A 16,920-nucleotide genomic window follows, 5' to 3' on the forward strand; every position below is an offset into this window, starting at 1 on the left:
CTTATTAATCCTGCTATAAATAATAGTAGACATTGTTGTGACTACAAATAGACATTTGAAGGTTTTTTTCAAGGAGTGATAAATGAGCCTGTTAAATCGGTTTTCTATAAAATCAAGGCTGCTTTTTTTAATAATCATACCGCTGGCACTTTCAAGTACACTTGCCTTTGTTGAGGTTAAGTCATTGTTTTATAAGGTTGAAAGCCTGAATTACCTTAATGCCAGAATACAATTATTAGAAGCGAATTCAAATTTTGGGACATTGGTCCACAAGTTAAGAACAAATAAGCTGTATGAAAATGAATCAGAGTTCACAACAGATGAATTAACAAGATCTATCTCTCAAATTACAACTGCAATACCGAGTGCCTTTACAGTCGAGTCGAGTTCTGATCTTATTTCTATTTCCGAAGAAATGGAGGAGTTAGCATCAGATTATGATGGTGTTGGGCAGGAAGATATTAATGATTGGTCAGATTGGGCGTATGACTTATCAGTACAAAGTATGGTTAATTTGGAAAAAAGTAGCCTGATCTTGAATGATGTGAATATAGAGCAGAAATTATCGGTTCTTTATCAACTTCAATGGTTACAACTGTGGGCACAACAAGAGAATTGGTATATTCATTTAATTAGTTATAACCCTTTAAGTAGTAATGACTTCAAAGAGCAGCTTGATACCATCATTGAACGACAGCAATTGATTATCGATAGATACCTTACTATAAATGCTAATCCAGAACAGATTGAGTTACTGAGTAAAACCTTTGCAAATCCCGTTTTCTCTGAAAGTTACCGTTTACGAACGGATATCATGTCTGATGCATTCGCTGGTATTCAATCAACGGAAAGTTTTAATGCGATTGATGAACGATTTAATCTGATCAAATTCGTTGTATATCAAATAAGCAATGAACTTAGAGCAGATATCGATCAGTCTATCAATGAAGCTAAACAATTAATGCTACTGTACTTGGTGGCTATTGTTTTATCACTTACGATACTCGTTATCTTGGGCGCAAACTTAATTAAGCGGATAGGCTCTTACTTGCACCGCGTACTAAAAGCTATGTCAGCCGTTAAAGACAGCTCAGGTGAAGAGGCAAAAGTAAAGGTTGATGGTAATGATGAATTTACGGTTTTCAGTAAGAAGCTAAATGCGCTGATTGAGGAGCGAACGCATAATCAAGCCAACCTTGTAAAAGCGAAAGATGAAGCAGAAAAAGCAAATGTGGCAAAAAGCTCATTTTTAGCCAATATGTCTCATGAAATCAGGACACCTTTAAACGGAATTATTGGTATGTCTTCGATTCTCTCCGATACAGATTTAAATCCATCACAATCAGAATATTTACAAACCATAGAAACGTCCTCGCAAACGTTATTGTTATTGATTAATGATATTTTAGATTTATCTAAAATTGAATCTGGTAACCTTATTCTTGCTCCAAACGATTGCCGCGTCAGTGAAGTTGTCTATGACACAATGTCAATTGTCATTGCTAAAGCGGCAAATACGGGGCTGGATTTAATTGTTAGTATTTCACCAGAGGTTCCCTCTGTAGCAATGATTGACGAACACAGGTTACGTCAAGTGCTGATGAATTTAATGTCTAACTCCGTTAAATTTACCACAAGCGGATCAGTTACGTTAAAAATTGACGCTGAATTGAAGGAAAATAATAAAGCTGCATTAACGTTCTCTATCATAGATACAGGCATTGGTATTGCTAAAGATAAACAAGCACAAGTATTTGCACCGTTTACGCAAGAAGATGGTTCAATCACTCGCCAGTTTGGTGGTACGGGGCTAGGACTTGCCATATGCCGACAACTTGTAGAGTTGATGGGGGGGGATATAGCACTTGAGTCTGAAAAAGGAAAAGGGAGTAATTTCTTCTTCACTTTAGAGGTTGATATTGTTACTCAAGAACCGAAACTGCTCCCTGAAATCAATCAACGTAAAGTCTTAATGATTAGTCGTGAGCAGAAGCAGCTTGAACGATTGAAAGCTGAAAGTGAGCTTAATGGACTTGTTGTTGAAACGTGTAATGAAGTTGATGAAATAAAAAATGTAACTCAACCAATTGATGTAGTGATGTATTGCCAAGAGTCACTGTTTTTATCTACGAAAGAACTAGGTGATATAAAGGGGCTGTTACCTAATACACCGTTAGTCTTGTGCTGTAGTCATTTGGATGAACAGCATGATTTTGGACATACTGTTGAAGGTATTGTGACCACACCACTATTGGGCAGTCGTTTTACCAAGACAATTAAATCTGTCATCACATCAAAGGGTTCTAATCGAACGCAGTTTAATGAGCAGCTTGATGAAGCAAATAGTATTGTGAAAAGCAATCATAAGGTTTTGATTGTTGAAGATAACTTAGTCAATCAAAAGGTTGCTTCTCTATTTTTGAAAAAAGCAGGTTATGAGTTTGACGTCGCAAATAATGGTCAAGAAGCGGTCGATTTTATTCGCTTAGGTAAACAATATAATGCGGTGTTAATGGACTGTATGATGCCGATTATGGATGGCTTTACTGCGACGCAAGCAATCAGAGCATGGGAAACTGAACAAGAAGAAAGCACGCGTATGCCGATTATTGCATTGACTGCGAGTGTGCTAGATGACGATATCAGCAAATGCTTTGATGCGGGTATGGATGATTACGTTGCGAAGCCATTCAAGAAGGACGTGTTACTCGAAAAATTAGAAGTGGCTGTTGCTGTGTAGTGTTCACTTCCTTTCGACGGTGCTCCTAATTTTTGAATACTTTACGGTGTAATCTTGCTCTATTCATATAGATAGCGGATAAAAAAGTGAGGCTCAATAGCCTCACTTTTTGAATTTATACTTAACTCGCTACTATTCTTGGCTTAGTACGTGCGCTCACAAGCAGCATGTAAATTGCGGTGGCTAAAAACAAGCTAAAGAAGAACCCCATTAACCCCATATCACCTTTCATAAATTCATTGGCAACAAGTGGTCCAGTCGCAGAGCCAACGCTGTAACTAAATAACATCACTTGAGTCGCTGAAACAATAGCTGAAGAAGCTAAGCCATCACACGCGAGCGTGATGGCAACTGGGTACAGCGCAAAAGCTGACATGCCCAGTATTGCTAAAGCAATAACTTGCGTACTGTAGCTTGGATCTAACAAATATAACCCCATCGCAAATACGCCAAGTAGCGAAAAAGCGGCGAGCAATAATGATTTAGACATCAGGTTTGATACTTTGCCCACAATAGGCTGTATAAGCATCCCACCAAGTACTGTTATAGCCATAAGTACACTAATTTGGTGATTGTCTTTCACTGTCACTTTCAGTGCTAAAGGCAGTAAACCATATATAGAACCCATCACCATGCCTGAGACAAGGCAGCCGATGATTGCAGGCTTACTTAATGCCAAAATTTTACGCATTGATAAGCTCTGGTGTTCATCACAGATCGGGTTAACATTTTTAGCCAAAGCGACTGGGAGCATCGCGATAATCAATAACGTCGCTATCGTGACAAAAGGAAGAACCCCCTCAATACCAACCGTACCTACACCAAACTGGCCAATTGTTGTTCCGCCGTAGAGCGAAGTCATATACAGACCCAGGTTTTTAGCGCGTTCTTTGGCATTGTCACCAATCAATAGCCATGACTCAATAACAACAAAAACACCCGCAACAGCCATTCCGGCAATAAATCGAGCGAAAAGCCAGCTTGCAAGGCTTGGCAGCATTATCATAGTGATGACACTCATGAAGAGTAAAATCATAAAAATAACAAAAGCTCGCTGGTGGCCGACTTTCTTTATGACAGGTTCTATAAACATCGAACCAAACAGTAGCCCTAAATAATAAACACTTGCTAACCAACTCGCCGATTCTTTTGGAAGTTGGTATTGCCCTAATGATAGCGGCAATAAACTCATTAAATAGCCAGAAGCAATAGCGAAAAGAGACAACCCTAAAATAGGAACCCAGACTGTGTTACGTGCAAGTGGTACTGTAGTGTGCTTATTCACTACTGTGATCTCCAAAGCATGAGAGACATAGACAGATAAAATTGCTATGAATCAAAAATTAATATTTAGAATGACAAATACGAAAGATCGATAAGTAGCGAAGGATTGCTAGTATTTATCAATCTTTTGGATGATTGGTTAAATCCGTGGGTGGAATATGAACTTAAAAAAGCACACCGTAAAATGAGTAAAACTAATAGTAAGAAATAAGGAAATTAATGGATTTAAAATAACATTATTACTCTACATAAAAAAATAAATAAGCAAATTTACTTGAAGAGCGATTATCTAATAAATCAGTTAGTTWGAGGTTGTAATCTTGAGAGAGGTACTTGAATTAGAAACAATTATTTAGTGGTGTAATCAAATTTCACGAAATAAACCGATATTATCGATAGGGATTTTTATCTGATTGTCAAAGACAGAGAGCGTGACTTTTCGGTTCATGGCTATCAAAGAGGGTTATCTAAGTGGTGCAAGAAAGCACAAAAAAAGTGCAGCTGGTTTATGTCGATAACACTAAGTAACTGATTATTAAGCCTTATACTATTGGCATGAACTATGCAGCTATTAATTTATCATTTGTCAGATAAGTGATACGTATCGGGAAGGAAGTGTAATCGCATTTTTAGGGCGCGACTCCCAGTAGCGGGGGAGTCGCGCCTCTTTTTACTTAACACGTGTGAACCGGGAGAGGTAGCGACCATCTTTTGAGAAGAAGATAATTTCACGTGTCGATTCATTATCATTTCTATTAATACGTATTTTATTATCGACACCAATAGCAAATAATGTGTTTTTATTCATTACTTGTAACGGTATATTGAATTGGTTGACCTTTGCCATCAGAGAGCTATCTTTGTATACAACTTGCAGCGGAATCCCTCCGGTGTCGAGGTAATTACCGATAACATCAATATCATACTGCCAGCTTGCTAAGTCAGTTTTTGGAGGGGTGACTTTATTAATGGGTTTCTTATCATTAAGTATATTGATTAAATCGACAACGAGTAAATCGATGTTGGTGTTATTTAAGTTACTTAATGCGACTATATTTAACCCAGAGTGGGGTTCTTGAACAATAAGCCCTTTAAAACCATCAATATTACCTCTATGCAAGTAGTAAGACTTCCCGTCAATTTCTTCATGAAATATGCCATATTGCTGCTCTAGCATCTCTTGATATAAGGGTTGCGATATAATACTGCCAGACTGTAGTGCTCGGCTCCATTTATAAAGATCTCGAGTTGTAGTGATCAACTCACCAGCTGACCATGCACAACCTGAAGGCGTGATAAATGCGTTAACTAAGCCTGATAGTTCATACGACTTAGCTAACTGAAATGACAATGTCAGCTTCAAGCTGCTGTCTTTCATGCCTAGGGGGCGTAAAAATTCCTCGGTAATGAAAGTGTTATAGCTTTTCCCTGAAGCTTGTTCAATAATCCCCCCCAGAAGATAATAGTTGTCGTTGCTATAGTTAAACATCTTACTTGGAGGGTAAGAGCTAGATTTTTTAATTGTTTCATTAATGAGTTGGCTCGACTCACATCTATCCTTATATTCACGCCAAGATGCATCACGATAAAACCCAGCGGTATGATTTAGTAGCATTGCTGTTGTTATTGAATTACTGCGTTTAAGCTTTGGGTAATATTGTTTAATCGGTTGATGAATGTTCAGCTTACCTTGATCATGTAGTCGTAATATAGCAGCAGCTGTCAATTGCTTAGTAATGGCCCCAACTTTAAAAAGAGTGTCTTGTGATATTTGGCGTTTAAGCTTTATATCGGCATAACCAATAGAATGTTCGAAGGCGATGTTACTGTTATAAGCTATGAGTATGTTACCGCTAAATCGACCATAATGATTTTGGTGTTCAAGATAGGATTTTAATGCACTTGATTGTGAGGATTCTGTTGCCTTTGCCGGTATTGTTATAAAGGAAGTAACAATCATGAATACAACGCAGACGAATTGAGTACTTAATGTTGGATGGGCCATTTTTCAATAAAGTAGAAGAAATAATGAAAACGATATCATTTGGTAAAGACAGCGAATATAGAATTGATTGCAGTAGTCTAAGAAAATGGACTCATTATTCTTTTTTTATGCTGTCTTAAGATAAGTTTCATCAAGTAATGTCGAATGATACGAGCTGGTGATTTTATTGACGTTTTTGTTTATTAACCAGTAAGACTGATCAAGTACTTATGTAGGTTGGTATAATAGCTGGAAATGAGAGGAAGATGTTGGAAAACAAAAATAGCGGCTCAAAAGTAGAGCCGCTGAGATAAGTTATGAAAAAATTACGCGTTTAGTCTTCCCATTGAACCAGCTTGTCTTTTGGCCAGTTAGCACCTACGTCATGGTACTTTTTCTCTAATAGGTGACGTTTAATTTTTAAGGTCGGGGTTAGTATCCCGTTTTCAATGCTCCAAGGCTCTTTAATCATCAGCACACCTTTGATTTTGGCATGCGACTCTAACTCTTGGTTTATTGTCTCGATTACTCTTTGTGCTTTTCGCTCATAACGAGCATGGTCGAAGTTAGGGAATTCATGAGGTATTGCGAGCAGGATTGGTGCTGGCATACCCGAACCCACAACACACATCATTTCGATGTTTGCTATTTCAAATAAACGCTTTTCAATGGGGACAGGGGAGACAAATTTCCCTTTCGCTGTTTTAAATGTATCGTTTTTACGGCCTTGTATACTGAGATAACCTTCTTCATCCATAAAGCCGATATCACCAGTATGTAACCAGCCATCATTATCGAACATGGCTTTAGTTGCATCTTCATTTTTATAATAGCCCGTAAATAGCCCCACACCACGAACAAGAATTTCTTCATCCGCAGCAATTTTTACTTCAACACCGGGTCCTGCATTACCGACAGTGCCGATTTTATCGCTGCGGAATGGGTGGTTAAGGGTGCTGTAAGCAAAGGACTCTGTCATCCCCCAAGCTTCTGTAATGTTTAAGCCTATACTTTCATACCATCGCAGTAGTCCTGCTGATACGGGGGCTGAACCACAGCCAAGCATACGTGCTTTATTGAGACCAAGGCCGTCAGCTAATTTACGTTTAATCACACCCGATATGAATGGAATTTTAAGTAATATATTGAGCTTTGCTTGTGGTAGTTTTTCTAGAATACGCTGCTGGAATAGTGTCCATAAGCGAGGGACTGAAATAAACAGGGTTGGGCGATGCATTTTGACATCATCAATAAAGGTATCAAGTGATTCTGGGAATGCGACTTGGATACCAGACATGACTGAAGCCCCAAGGATATAAACACGCTCGGTAATGTGCGCAAGTGGTAGGTAAGAGAATAACCTTTCGCCCTCTTGCATACCAATGTGGTCAACGATACGTTGTGCAGACCAAGCAAATGAGCCGTAAGTTAGCATTGCTCCTTTCGGAAGACCGGATGTACCTGACGTATAAACAATTGACATTAAATCATCGAGTTGATGATTAGGGCGCTCTTCAGTTGGGGAAAATTCTGCGACTAACGATTCAAATTGGTATTGGCAGGTTGGTGCCGACGGGTAATTAAATGCAATAGTTGGCAAAGAAGGGTATTTTTCCATGACAGAGGTTATTGCTTTTTGGTCGTCAAGCTTACCAATTAGCAGCACCTTTGATTCACTGTGAGTTAAGCAGTGCTCAACGGTTTCAGCGCCAGCTGTTGGGAAAATAGGGACGCTGATATAGCTACCGAGCATGAGAGCGAGATCGGTAATAAACCATTCAGCACAGTTTTTAGACATTAACGCGACACGTTCACCGGGTTTGATACCAAGATCTCTAAGGGCGCTAACAAGCCGTAATGCTTTGTCGGCAACCTCTGCATATGTGTAATCGACAAACTGGCGATTAATAATTTGGCGAAGATACACTTCATCTGGGCGCTCTTCTGCCCATTTAAGTATCAAGTCAGTTGGCAGTGGTTGTGTCATGAGTGTGTCCTTTAAGCGATCCGATTGCAGAGGTAGAGTCATACTACGATCCTTCCGTGTTGTGGTTATGTTAAAATAATGCTAATCCTACTGGTCAGTCAAGTATCAATTTGGTTTCTAACTGCTTTAATTTTAGTCATAAGTTAGCCAAAAAGGTCTCGATTTTTATATTGTTACATCATTAAAATAGAACAAAATTCAAACAACAGTACAATTTTTTACCATAACCTCCAGCTGTTTATAAATTTATGTTTCTATTATAGTTATGATAATTTTAAGCTAGTTACAGGTGTTATTGTGAAACGGCTTCCTCGTGAGGAAATGGTGCTTATAATAGCTAGTAATCAGAATATTATTCTGTAATACTGGCTTGATATTATAACTAGTTTAATGCGATGCACGTCGCATGATACTGTTATTTAAAGGTTAAAATGATGCCTTACGCAAAAAAGTTTGCGTTGGTTTTTTGTCGATTGAAGAGAACGATAGAGTCAACCCCTTATGCCGAAGCGTAGTAAAGAAGATACTGAAATCACAATTCAAACGATCATGGATGCTGTAGTTGATCAAATTTTGACGCTAGGTTATGACAAAATGTCATATACAACGTTAAGTAAACAAACGGGAATTTCTCGTACCGGTATTAGCCATCACTTTCCCAAAAAACAAGATTTTGCGAATGCATTAGATGGCCGAATTTTCCGATTATTTGTTGAAAAGTTAGATCTAGATAACGGAATTGATGGATTCAGTGCAAGCTGGGTTGCTGCTTTAGATGACGAAAAATTTCGTGCAACATTACGTTTGCTCTTCCACCATATTGCGGCAGCAGAAGTGACTAACGAGTTTTCTAAGCGTGGTATTGAGCGTTTATTTAGTATGTGTACTGAACGTTTTGGTATGGATAGTGTAAAAGAACTTGAATGGTTATTGGGTAAATCACTTATTAGCCTCGTTCGTTAGTTCTCTCAGTCAAACACCATAAAGCAGCCTTAGAGGCTGCTTTGATGTGATTAGCCTCATCAAAATTGCGCAAAATATCACCACTCAGCTAAGTTTAACAATGCTACTGCGAGTATTATTTTACTTGTTGTGCATTGTTATAATTCTTATGTATATAATGTGATTGTTGTTCGTAATATAAAAAAGAGAATCACATGCTTAAATATATTGTTATCGCATTAGTTGGGTTTGGTATCTATATCGGTGTAACGTATAAAGATCAGATTGAAGATCTAACGAATTCACGCTCACTCGAAGAAGTACAAGATGCGTATGAAGATATGAGCGACAAAGCGTCAGATACTGTCAGCGACTTAAATAACAAATTAAAAGAACTGAAAGAGTAGCGGATAAAGTGCTTTATATTTAAAGCCAGCACGTATTATCGTGCTGGCTTTTTTATATGGAAGATGCTTTAGACGTATTGAAAATGCATTATCTGAAACCAGTAGTCAGCAATTAATGCGATGAAATAATATAAAAATAGTAAATCATCGAAGAAGCAATAAGGTAAACCGACCAGTGATCTTCTTTATAACGCCCTGTTGCTAGTTTTAGGAAGGCATAGACCAGCATGGCAGCGGCAATACCATTACCAGCATTAAAGCTGAACACACTCATTACAACACAGACGAATGCTGGCAAGTACTCGGTAATATCATCGTAATTAATTTTCTTCATTGAACTCATCATCACAATCCCGATATACATTAGTACGGGGGCAGTGGCCGCCGTTGGGATCATGCCTGCGAGTGGCGCTAAGAATAACGTTAGGCAAAAGCAGGCCGCTGTCACTAAGGCAGTAAAACCTGTTCGTCCACCAGACTCAACACCTGCTGAACTTTCAACATATGTTGTTAATACTGGGCATGAGAATAGTGCACCGACGGTTGTTGCCGTTGAATCAACATGAAAATTCTTCTCTATACCAGGTAAATTACCGTTTTTATCAAGATAGCCAGCCTGAGCACCTAAACCTAACATTGCGCCGAGGGTTGAGAAAAAATCAGGAATAAAAAAGGCGAGTAAAAAGGGCAGGTAGACAGGGCTAAGCGCACCGATAACATCCAGCTCAAACATCATTCCATCCATGCTGCCTGGCATGCTGAAAAAGTTTTCTGGCATAGAGGTAATACCGAGAGGGATACTTAAAATCGTGGTGATAATAACGGCAAGAATGATACCGCCTTGTACTTTTCGCGCAGTAAAGAAAAGTACCATGAAAAAGCCAACAATCGCGGTAACTACATCAATAGATGCTAAGTCTCCAAAAATAAGCACGTTTTTACGTGGGTCAGCAATGACAATACCAGCTTGCTTAAAGCCTAGTAATGCGATGAATAAGCCAATGCCGACACCAACAGAAACTTTTACACTGTGTGGAATAATACGAACTACAAAGTCTCTCACACCAAGGAAAGAAACTAGCATAAATAAGACGCCACTGATAAATACTATGCCTGCAGCGATACTTAGGGGAACATCATTACCAAGTAATGTAAAAGAAAAGATAGCGACGCTGCCTAGACCAGGGCCTAAGACAAAAGGGCGGTTGGTATACAAAGCCATGGCAATCGTTGTGACGACTGTCATTAAAACCGTAACCGTTAGCGCACTACTAAATGGTATCCCCCCTTTACTCAACATGCCGGGCACAACAGCAATCATGTACGCCATGGTGGCGAATGTTGTTAGGCCTGCAATAATTTCAGTTCTTAAATTAGTATTATTACCTTTAAAATCAAACCATCTAGCAATACTAAAGCCGGGTTTGTTAGCAACAGTTTCCATCGGGATCCCTCTGTATATTTTATGTCTTGCGACTTTATTCACTTAAAGTGCGAGTTAGCGGCGATACTGAATGAGTTGTTCAGCCTCGATGCTTGGTTCTTCAACTAAAGAAGATCGCAAGTTGTCAAATGCTACTCCCCACGAATCTAGCCATTGCTGTTTAACGGATTCAGGCATCCAGCTAGCATGTATGCTGTTCACCATCATTTGACGCAAACTGTCTAGATCAAAACCAAAATCTTCAACCATGACCCTATAGCAATTTGCGCTGGTGGTATTATGGATGTGCCAGTCATCAGTACAAGGAATAATATTTAGGCCAGCTTTTGCCATTGCGCGTATTGGGTGATGCCGTGACCACTCTTCTCGTTCAGGCCATTGCGTGAAGTAATACGTATTAGAAGGAATAACTGTAAAAGGCACGCCTTGCTCAGCATACTTTTCCGTAAGTTTGGGGTTATCAATAATGGTGTAGCCATGATCGATGCGGTCAACATTGATAAGCTCAAGGCCTGTTTCTACATTTCGCCAATGTAGACCGAATTCTGAACAATGGGCTGTGAGCTTTAAGTTATTGTCACTAGCGAGTCGATAGGCCTTCCAGAAATTTTCAACAGGCGCGTTATGTTCTTTATAATCAATGCCGATGCCAAGTACATAAGGGTGAGGGTACGTAATCATGTCCTCTACCATATCAACGGCTATTTCGGGGGCTTTTTCGCGGTTAATAGAGGGGATCAATCGGATGATTAGTCCCATATCACGCTCAACTTGATCTATTGCTTCAACCAGAGCGATTGTTGCATCACGATAAGAAAGGTTCGTGTCGCTTGGATTCCAAAATGTCTCGATGTAGCGAACACCGCAAGCGTGAGCATCCTCGGCGACTTCGACTAATACTCGGTAGTAATCTTCAGGCTCACGCATCAGTTCGTACAAGAAGGTGAGTGCTTCAATACCGCCTTTCACGATCCCCGTTTCATGCTGATGGGCACGGTAATAGCACTTTGCCTCAGTCTCAGATAACGGAACATTATATTTGCTAGCAAAATGCAGCATGGTTTCAAGGCGGACACCGCCAAGAAGGTGATAGTGCAGATCAGCCTTAGGAAATTGATGGTAAAACTGATCAAGAGTTATTGGTGTAGAAGTCACTGTTCCCCCTTTGACGCAATAATTTGCGCAAACGTTTGCCTTTTGTGAGTATCTACCTCTCTCCGTTATAAGTGAAATGCAAATATTGATACGTTAGTGCCGAATTGGCACCAGCGAGTTGTTTTAGTGCCAAAAAGAAATGCCTAATGCCAGTTTAAAGGCTGCCTGGCTGCCAAGGATAATTGATTTGCCAACCAGACTTTACTTGATGGTTAAGTGCGGACCATAAGGCTTCTGCATCTTTTCTTAGTGGTGCAGAATTTCGGTAGAGCCGAATTTGGTAGGGTAATCGGTATATGTGCGGTGCAATAGCAACGAGTGACTTATCTTTAAGTTCTTGTTGTATTTGTGTATCTGGCAGCCAAGCCACACCTTTTGCCCGTAACGCCATTTCTTTGTGTAATTGACACATAGAAGACTCAAACACTGGAAACGTGTTGAGTTGGGCTAGTTTTGGTTGATATTGTTCTATAAGACGCGCGCTATAGGATTCTGCACTATATCGAATAATGGGGGTTTGGCTTGTTCGCGGATCAAATAAAGGATTACCGTCATCATCGGTTGCTGAAACAAGTAAGAAGTTTCCATGGCCGATACATAAGTTATGAAACGGTGGCTGAAGCAGCGATAAGATTTCAAAGCCAAGGAAAAAGTCACAGTTGCCTTCGGTAAGGGAACTAACAGCAAAATCGACCCGTAATATATCAACTGAAAAAGTTAGATCATGTTCAATTTCACTGTGCTCAATAAGGTTAAGTAACGTTGGTGACGACAATGAATGAGGCGACGCAATGCGTATAGGGTTGAGCAGTGGTTGCTCAATTCCGTTAAGTAATTTAAGCCCTTCTTCCATTTGCGAGACAATGTTTCTTGCAACATTTCTGAATTGTCGCCCTGCTGGCGTGAGACTTATCGGTGTTGTTGAGCGGTCGATAAGTGTTTGGCCAACGGCCTTTTCCAGCGCTCGAATATGGCGGCCAAATGCAGGTTGTGTGATATGGCGAGCTTCAGCTGCACGCGAAAAATGCTGTAGTTCCGCAAGCATTAAGAAATCTTCTAGCCATTTAGTATCTAGGTTCATTTATTTTGTCTCCCTTACTTACGCAGCGCGGTTACTTTTGTTTGAATAACGTTTTGTACTTGGCTCATTAACCATTGCGTTTTGGGGTGTTGCCGATCCCGTTTTCGACTTAGCATATCAATATCAAAGTCCGGTATAGGAATTGGAGGTACACAAGTTGTTACCGTGTCACCAAATAATTCAGAGCGTCCAAGCATCTCTGCCATCACACATAATAATCGCCGCCCAGTAATCATGTGGCGTAACGTTAAAAAACGCGTTGAACCAAGCACAACGCGGCGTTGTTTGTTCATATCAGCGAGGGTGATATCAACGGGGCTTGAAAGTGCTTGGTTGGCACTAATAACCAGCTGTGGTGTTGCAAGATATTCATCTAAGCTGATGGGCAATGAAACGTTAAGCTTTTGATTATCGAAAAGACACACATGGCTTTCACGGTAAAGAAAGGTTCGGCTTAAGTGTTCTGATTGTGTTTTAAATACGCCGATGGCGATATCTATAGAACCACTTTCTAATGCTTGGTCACAGTTTGCTGAGTCGATAGCTTGAAACAAGATTTGGCACTGAGGCGCTTCTTTAATGAGGTGGTCAAAAATATCTGGGCCAAAGACTTGTTCCGCATAATCTGTTAGCCCAATAACAAACCTATCTTGAAATGCCGAAGGTTCAAAGATTGGGGGCTGCAGTATCTCATTTCGAATGATGCTTAAGACGACGTTTATTTTTGGTTCAAGCTCGATAGCACGACTTGTCGGCACCATGAGATTACCTTGGCGTTCGAAAAGAGGATCCCCAAGTAGAGTACGTAATCGTTTTAAGTTATAGCTTGTTGCAGGTTGGCCTAAATGTAGTCGTTCAGAGGCACTAGAAACACTTCTACAAATCATCATTGCCTCAAAAGTCAGAAGCAAATTGAGGTCTACGCCTTTCCAGTTAATTTTATCCATCTCATTTAGCCTGTGAATAAATACATTTGAATGGGTCAGTAACCACAAGGGTATCAAAACCACTTATAACTTGTATTGATTTATTCGATTTCACTGATTTAATCATATTTTCTAGAATCGTTATTCACTTAACTTGCTGGCTAACACTTCTACCGTGTTACCGACTTTAGCGATAGAACGATGATATGAACACATGTAACACCACAGTGCCTAATAGTCACAACACAGAAGATAACAGTGTTAAAATGTCGCCACTTGAGCAGTTACAAGCTCTGCCAATAGTCGCTTTTAAAACACATAGCCAAAAAATCAACCAAGGTGATGTCTTTGTTTGTCGTCAGGGGCTAACTTGGGATAGTCATCGTTCGGCGGCAGATGCTGTTAAGCAGGGAGCGATAGCCGTTATCGCGAATCGGCAGCTTGATCTTAATGTGCCATGTATTGTTACTTCTAGCCATGCCAGTAGTATTAACCTAATTAACCAATATTTTAACTACCCCCAAGATAGAATTAAGCATATTGGTGTTACAGGTACAAATGGTAAAACAACAGTATCTTATTGCCTACAGCGTTTACTGAATCAAGATAGTGACTCGGCTTATACTGGTACATTGGGTAGCTTTTTCGGTGACGACTTGTACCCACTTGATAATACAACGCCTGACGCCATTACCTTGCTAACGCTATTTAATGCAATGCAGAAGCAAAAGATAACCAGCCATGTAATGGAAGTAAGCAGTCATGCATTATCACAAGATCGAGTGAGCATTATCGATTTTGAAGCAGTACTTATTACTAATATTGGTACTGACCACCTGGATTATCATAAGAGCCGAGAAGATTACATACAGACTAAACTCAGATTAATTGATCGTTTAAAGCCTAATGGTGCTGCAGTCATTAATCTTGATGATGCACTAGCACCAACCATGATTGAACGATGCCGTTCTCGTGCCAATGTCATCACGTTCAGCCTTAAGAATCCCAATGCAGATCTCTATGCCAGTCATTTAAAAGCAAGCTGTGAAGGTAGTGAATACACCGTTACATTCAAAAAGCAGGATTATGCGGTAAAAACAAATCTTCCTTTTATGTTCAATATTGAAAATACAATGGCAATGCTTGCCATGATGGTTGCACTTGATGTACCTGTCGAATCAGCGGTTTCAAGGTTGACAAAATTACAGCCAGCCCCTGGTCGGAGCGAAGTATATCGCTTGCCTAATCAAGCGATGGCCATTATTGACTATGCACATAATTACGACAGTTTGTTGAACTTATTCAATAATGTACGTAACCAAAGCTTTGGTAAAGTCTATACCGTGTTAGGTGTAACAGGTGATCGCCTTAGTGATGCTGCAGCAATTGGTAGCCTGTGTAGCAAGCACTCTGAGCACGTTTTCTTTACAACTGATAATCCATTAGGTTTTTGCCAAACTTCCATATTTGGTGAATTGACAAGTCAAGTGTCGGGTAAAAATGCCACCGTTATAGAGGACCGTGGTTTATGTATAAAGGCCGCAGTTTCTTATTTGAAGAAAGGGGATGTATTACTCCTTTGTGGTAAGGGGGATGAAAAGCACCAATATGTCAGTGGAAACAAAAATGAATATGTTCAATATATTGGTGATTACGCGGCGTTAATGTTAGCTACCAAGCAGGATGTTGAATCTGCTGTGGAGCAGCGCTTATAAAAACAATTTATTTATTTTTAATAAAAAGAGAAGTAGGTAATAACAAAGAGAGCTAACAGTGAAACTAATAATAAAAAGTATTAAGCGCATTTTTATCGGTGTCACCATTGTACTTGTTCCAATTACGGGGTGGGCACGTTCTGTTCCGGATGTTCCAGAAGTGGCTGCGAAAGGTTATGTACTCATGGATTATAATTCGGGTGATATTCTGGCTTCTGAGAATATAGATAAAGCAATGGCACCTGCTAGCTTAGCAAAAATGATGACGGCATATATTATCGGTCAGGAAATTAATAATGGTCGTCTAACACTTGAAGATGAAGTGGTTGTTAGTGAAAACGCATGGTCAGTGAACTTTCCAGAATCGTCGAAGATGTTTATTCAGCCGGGTGACACGATACGTGTAGCCGATTTGGCCAGAGGAATCATGGTGCAATCTGGGAATGATGCTTCTGTTGCTATGGCAGAGCATATTGCGGGTACAGAGGAGGGGTTCGTTAGTTTAATGAATAGCTGGGCCCAAACGATAGGAATGGATAATACACGCTACATAAATGCGCATGGCTTAGATGGTGACGGTATTTCAACATCACCAAGAGATATGGCAATTTTATTGAAGCGACTGATCCAAGATACACCTGAGATCTATGCTATTTATAAAGAGAAGAGCTTTACTTGGAACGAGATTACTCAATATAACCGGAATAAATTGTTGTGGGATCGAACATTAGATGTTGATGGCGCGAAAACAGGGTATACACCTGAAGCAGGGTACAGTTTAACGACATCAGCGACTGACGGACGAATGCGATTGATCTCTGTCGTTATGGGAGCGGGGGATCAGCAAGCCAGAGAGTCCGAGACGCGTAAGTTACTTAATTATGGATTTAGATTTTATGATACCAAGGCTGTAGCCCTGAAGGGAGACATACTTGGCACCGATAAAATTTGGATGGGTCAGGAAAATGAAATTAGCTATAGCGTTGGTAGTGATGTTTACCTGACATTACCTAGACGTTCACAAGGAGGGCTGCAAACGGAGCTCCAATTACCCGATGCTTTTATCGCACCAGTTACACAAGGGGATGAAATTGGCACAATAATATGGACTGTCGATAATAAAGTGATTAAGGAAGCGCCATTAGTAGCGACGAATACAATCGAGTCTGGGACGTGGTATAACCGTCTGCTTGATAGTATAAAATTAAAAATTAAATCATTATTTCTGAGTTTTTTTGATTTTGTTGGGCGGTGA

12 protein-coding genes are annotated in these 16,920 nt (G+C 39.9%); 5 read left to right on the top strand and 7 right to left on the bottom strand.

The window, feature by feature from the left end; all coding sequences use genetic code 11:
* Positions 1-82: 82 nt before the first annotated feature.
* A complete protein-coding gene (locus tag L4D09_RS15855; protein ID WP_428458485.1) occupies positions 83-2,740 on the top strand; it encodes a hybrid sensor histidine kinase/response regulator in 2,658 nt (885 codons plus the stop codon).
* A 121-nt stretch (positions 2,741-2,861) separates the two neighbouring features.
* On the opposite strand, the gene L4D09_RS15860 is transcribed toward L4D09_RS15855, so the two are convergent.
* The 3 genes from L4D09_RS15860 to L4D09_RS15870 all read right to left on the bottom strand — a co-directional run bounded on the left by L4D09_RS15860 (position 2,862) and on the right by L4D09_RS15870 (position 7,995).
* Positions 2,862-4,025 carry an MFS transporter gene (locus L4D09_RS15860; protein WP_428458486.1) on the bottom strand — a complete coding sequence of 388 codons (1,164 nt, stop codon included), beginning with the start codon at positions 4,023-4,025 and terminating at the stop codon, positions 2,862-2,864.
* A 669-nt stretch (positions 4,026-4,694) separates the two neighbouring features.
* The gene (locus tag L4D09_RS15865) at positions 4,695-5,984 is read right to left on the bottom strand and encodes a serine hydrolase domain-containing protein (protein WP_428458487.1); all 1,290 of its coding nucleotides are present in this window, start codon (positions 5,982-5,984) and stop codon (positions 4,695-4,697) included.
* Positions 5,985-6,342: 358 nt separating this feature from the next.
* Positions 6,343-7,995 (bottom strand): AMP-binding protein, encoded by a 1,653-nt coding sequence (locus L4D09_RS15870; protein ID WP_428458488.1) that lies wholly within the window; start codon positions 7,993-7,995, stop codon positions 6,343-6,345.
* Positions 7,996-8,496: 501 nt separating this feature from the next.
* On the opposite strand from L4D09_RS15870, the gene L4D09_RS15875 reads away from it, so the two are divergent.
* Together L4D09_RS15875 and L4D09_RS15880 are read left to right on the top strand one after the other, a co-directional pair.
* A complete protein-coding gene (locus L4D09_RS15875) occupies positions 8,497-8,958 on the top strand; it encodes a TetR/AcrR family transcriptional regulator (RefSeq protein WP_428458489.1) in 462 nt (153 codons plus the stop codon).
* A gap of 194 nt (positions 8,959-9,152) precedes the next feature.
* A complete protein-coding gene (locus tag L4D09_RS15880; RefSeq protein ID WP_428458490.1) occupies positions 9,153-9,344 on the top strand; it encodes a YtxH domain-containing protein in 192 nt (63 codons plus the stop codon).
* 112 nt (positions 9,345-9,456) lie between these two features.
* On the opposite strand, the gene L4D09_RS15885 is transcribed toward L4D09_RS15880, so the two are convergent.
* The 4 genes from L4D09_RS15885 to L4D09_RS15900 form a co-directional block, all read right to left on the bottom strand.
* Positions 9,457-10,788 carry an NCS2 family permease gene (locus L4D09_RS15885; protein ID WP_428458491.1) on the bottom strand — a complete coding sequence of 444 codons (1,332 nt, stop codon included), beginning with the start codon at positions 10,786-10,788 and terminating at the stop codon, positions 9,457-9,459.
* Positions 10,789-10,842: 54 nt separating this feature from the next.
* The gene (locus tag L4D09_RS15890; protein ID WP_428458492.1) at positions 10,843-11,943 is read right to left on the bottom strand and encodes an adenosine deaminase family protein; all 1,101 of its coding nucleotides are present in this window, start codon (positions 11,941-11,943) and stop codon (positions 10,843-10,845) included.
* A gap of 154 nt (positions 11,944-12,097) precedes the next feature.
* The gene (locus L4D09_RS15895) at positions 12,098-13,024 is read right to left on the bottom strand and encodes a LysR family transcriptional regulator (protein ID WP_428458493.1); all 927 of its coding nucleotides are present in this window, start codon (positions 13,022-13,024) and stop codon (positions 12,098-12,100) included.
* Between the two features lie 14 nt (positions 13,025-13,038).
* Positions 13,039-13,971 (bottom strand): LysR family transcriptional regulator, encoded by a 933-nt coding sequence (locus tag L4D09_RS15900; protein WP_428458494.1) that lies wholly within the window; start codon positions 13,969-13,971, stop codon positions 13,039-13,041.
* A gap of 185 nt (positions 13,972-14,156) precedes the next feature.
* Here L4D09_RS15900 and L4D09_RS15905 point away from each other — a divergent pair, with 185 nt between their 5' ends.
* Positions 14,157-15,665, top strand: a complete 1,509-nt coding sequence (locus L4D09_RS15905) for a Mur ligase family protein (protein WP_428458495.1) — start codon at positions 14,157-14,159, stop codon at positions 15,663-15,665.
* Positions 15,666-15,732: 67 nt separating this feature from the next.
* Positions 15,733-16,920: a D-alanyl-D-alanine carboxypeptidase family protein gene (locus L4D09_RS15910; protein WP_428458558.1), complete on the top strand. Its 1,188-nt coding sequence runs from the start codon at positions 15,733-15,735 to the stop codon at positions 16,918-16,920.

Origin of the sequence: Photobacterium makurazakiensis (assembly GCF_050336715.1) — a bacterium.
GTDB classification, from domain to species: domain Bacteria; phylum Pseudomonadota; class Gammaproteobacteria; order Enterobacterales; family Vibrionaceae; genus Photobacterium; species Photobacterium makurazakiensis.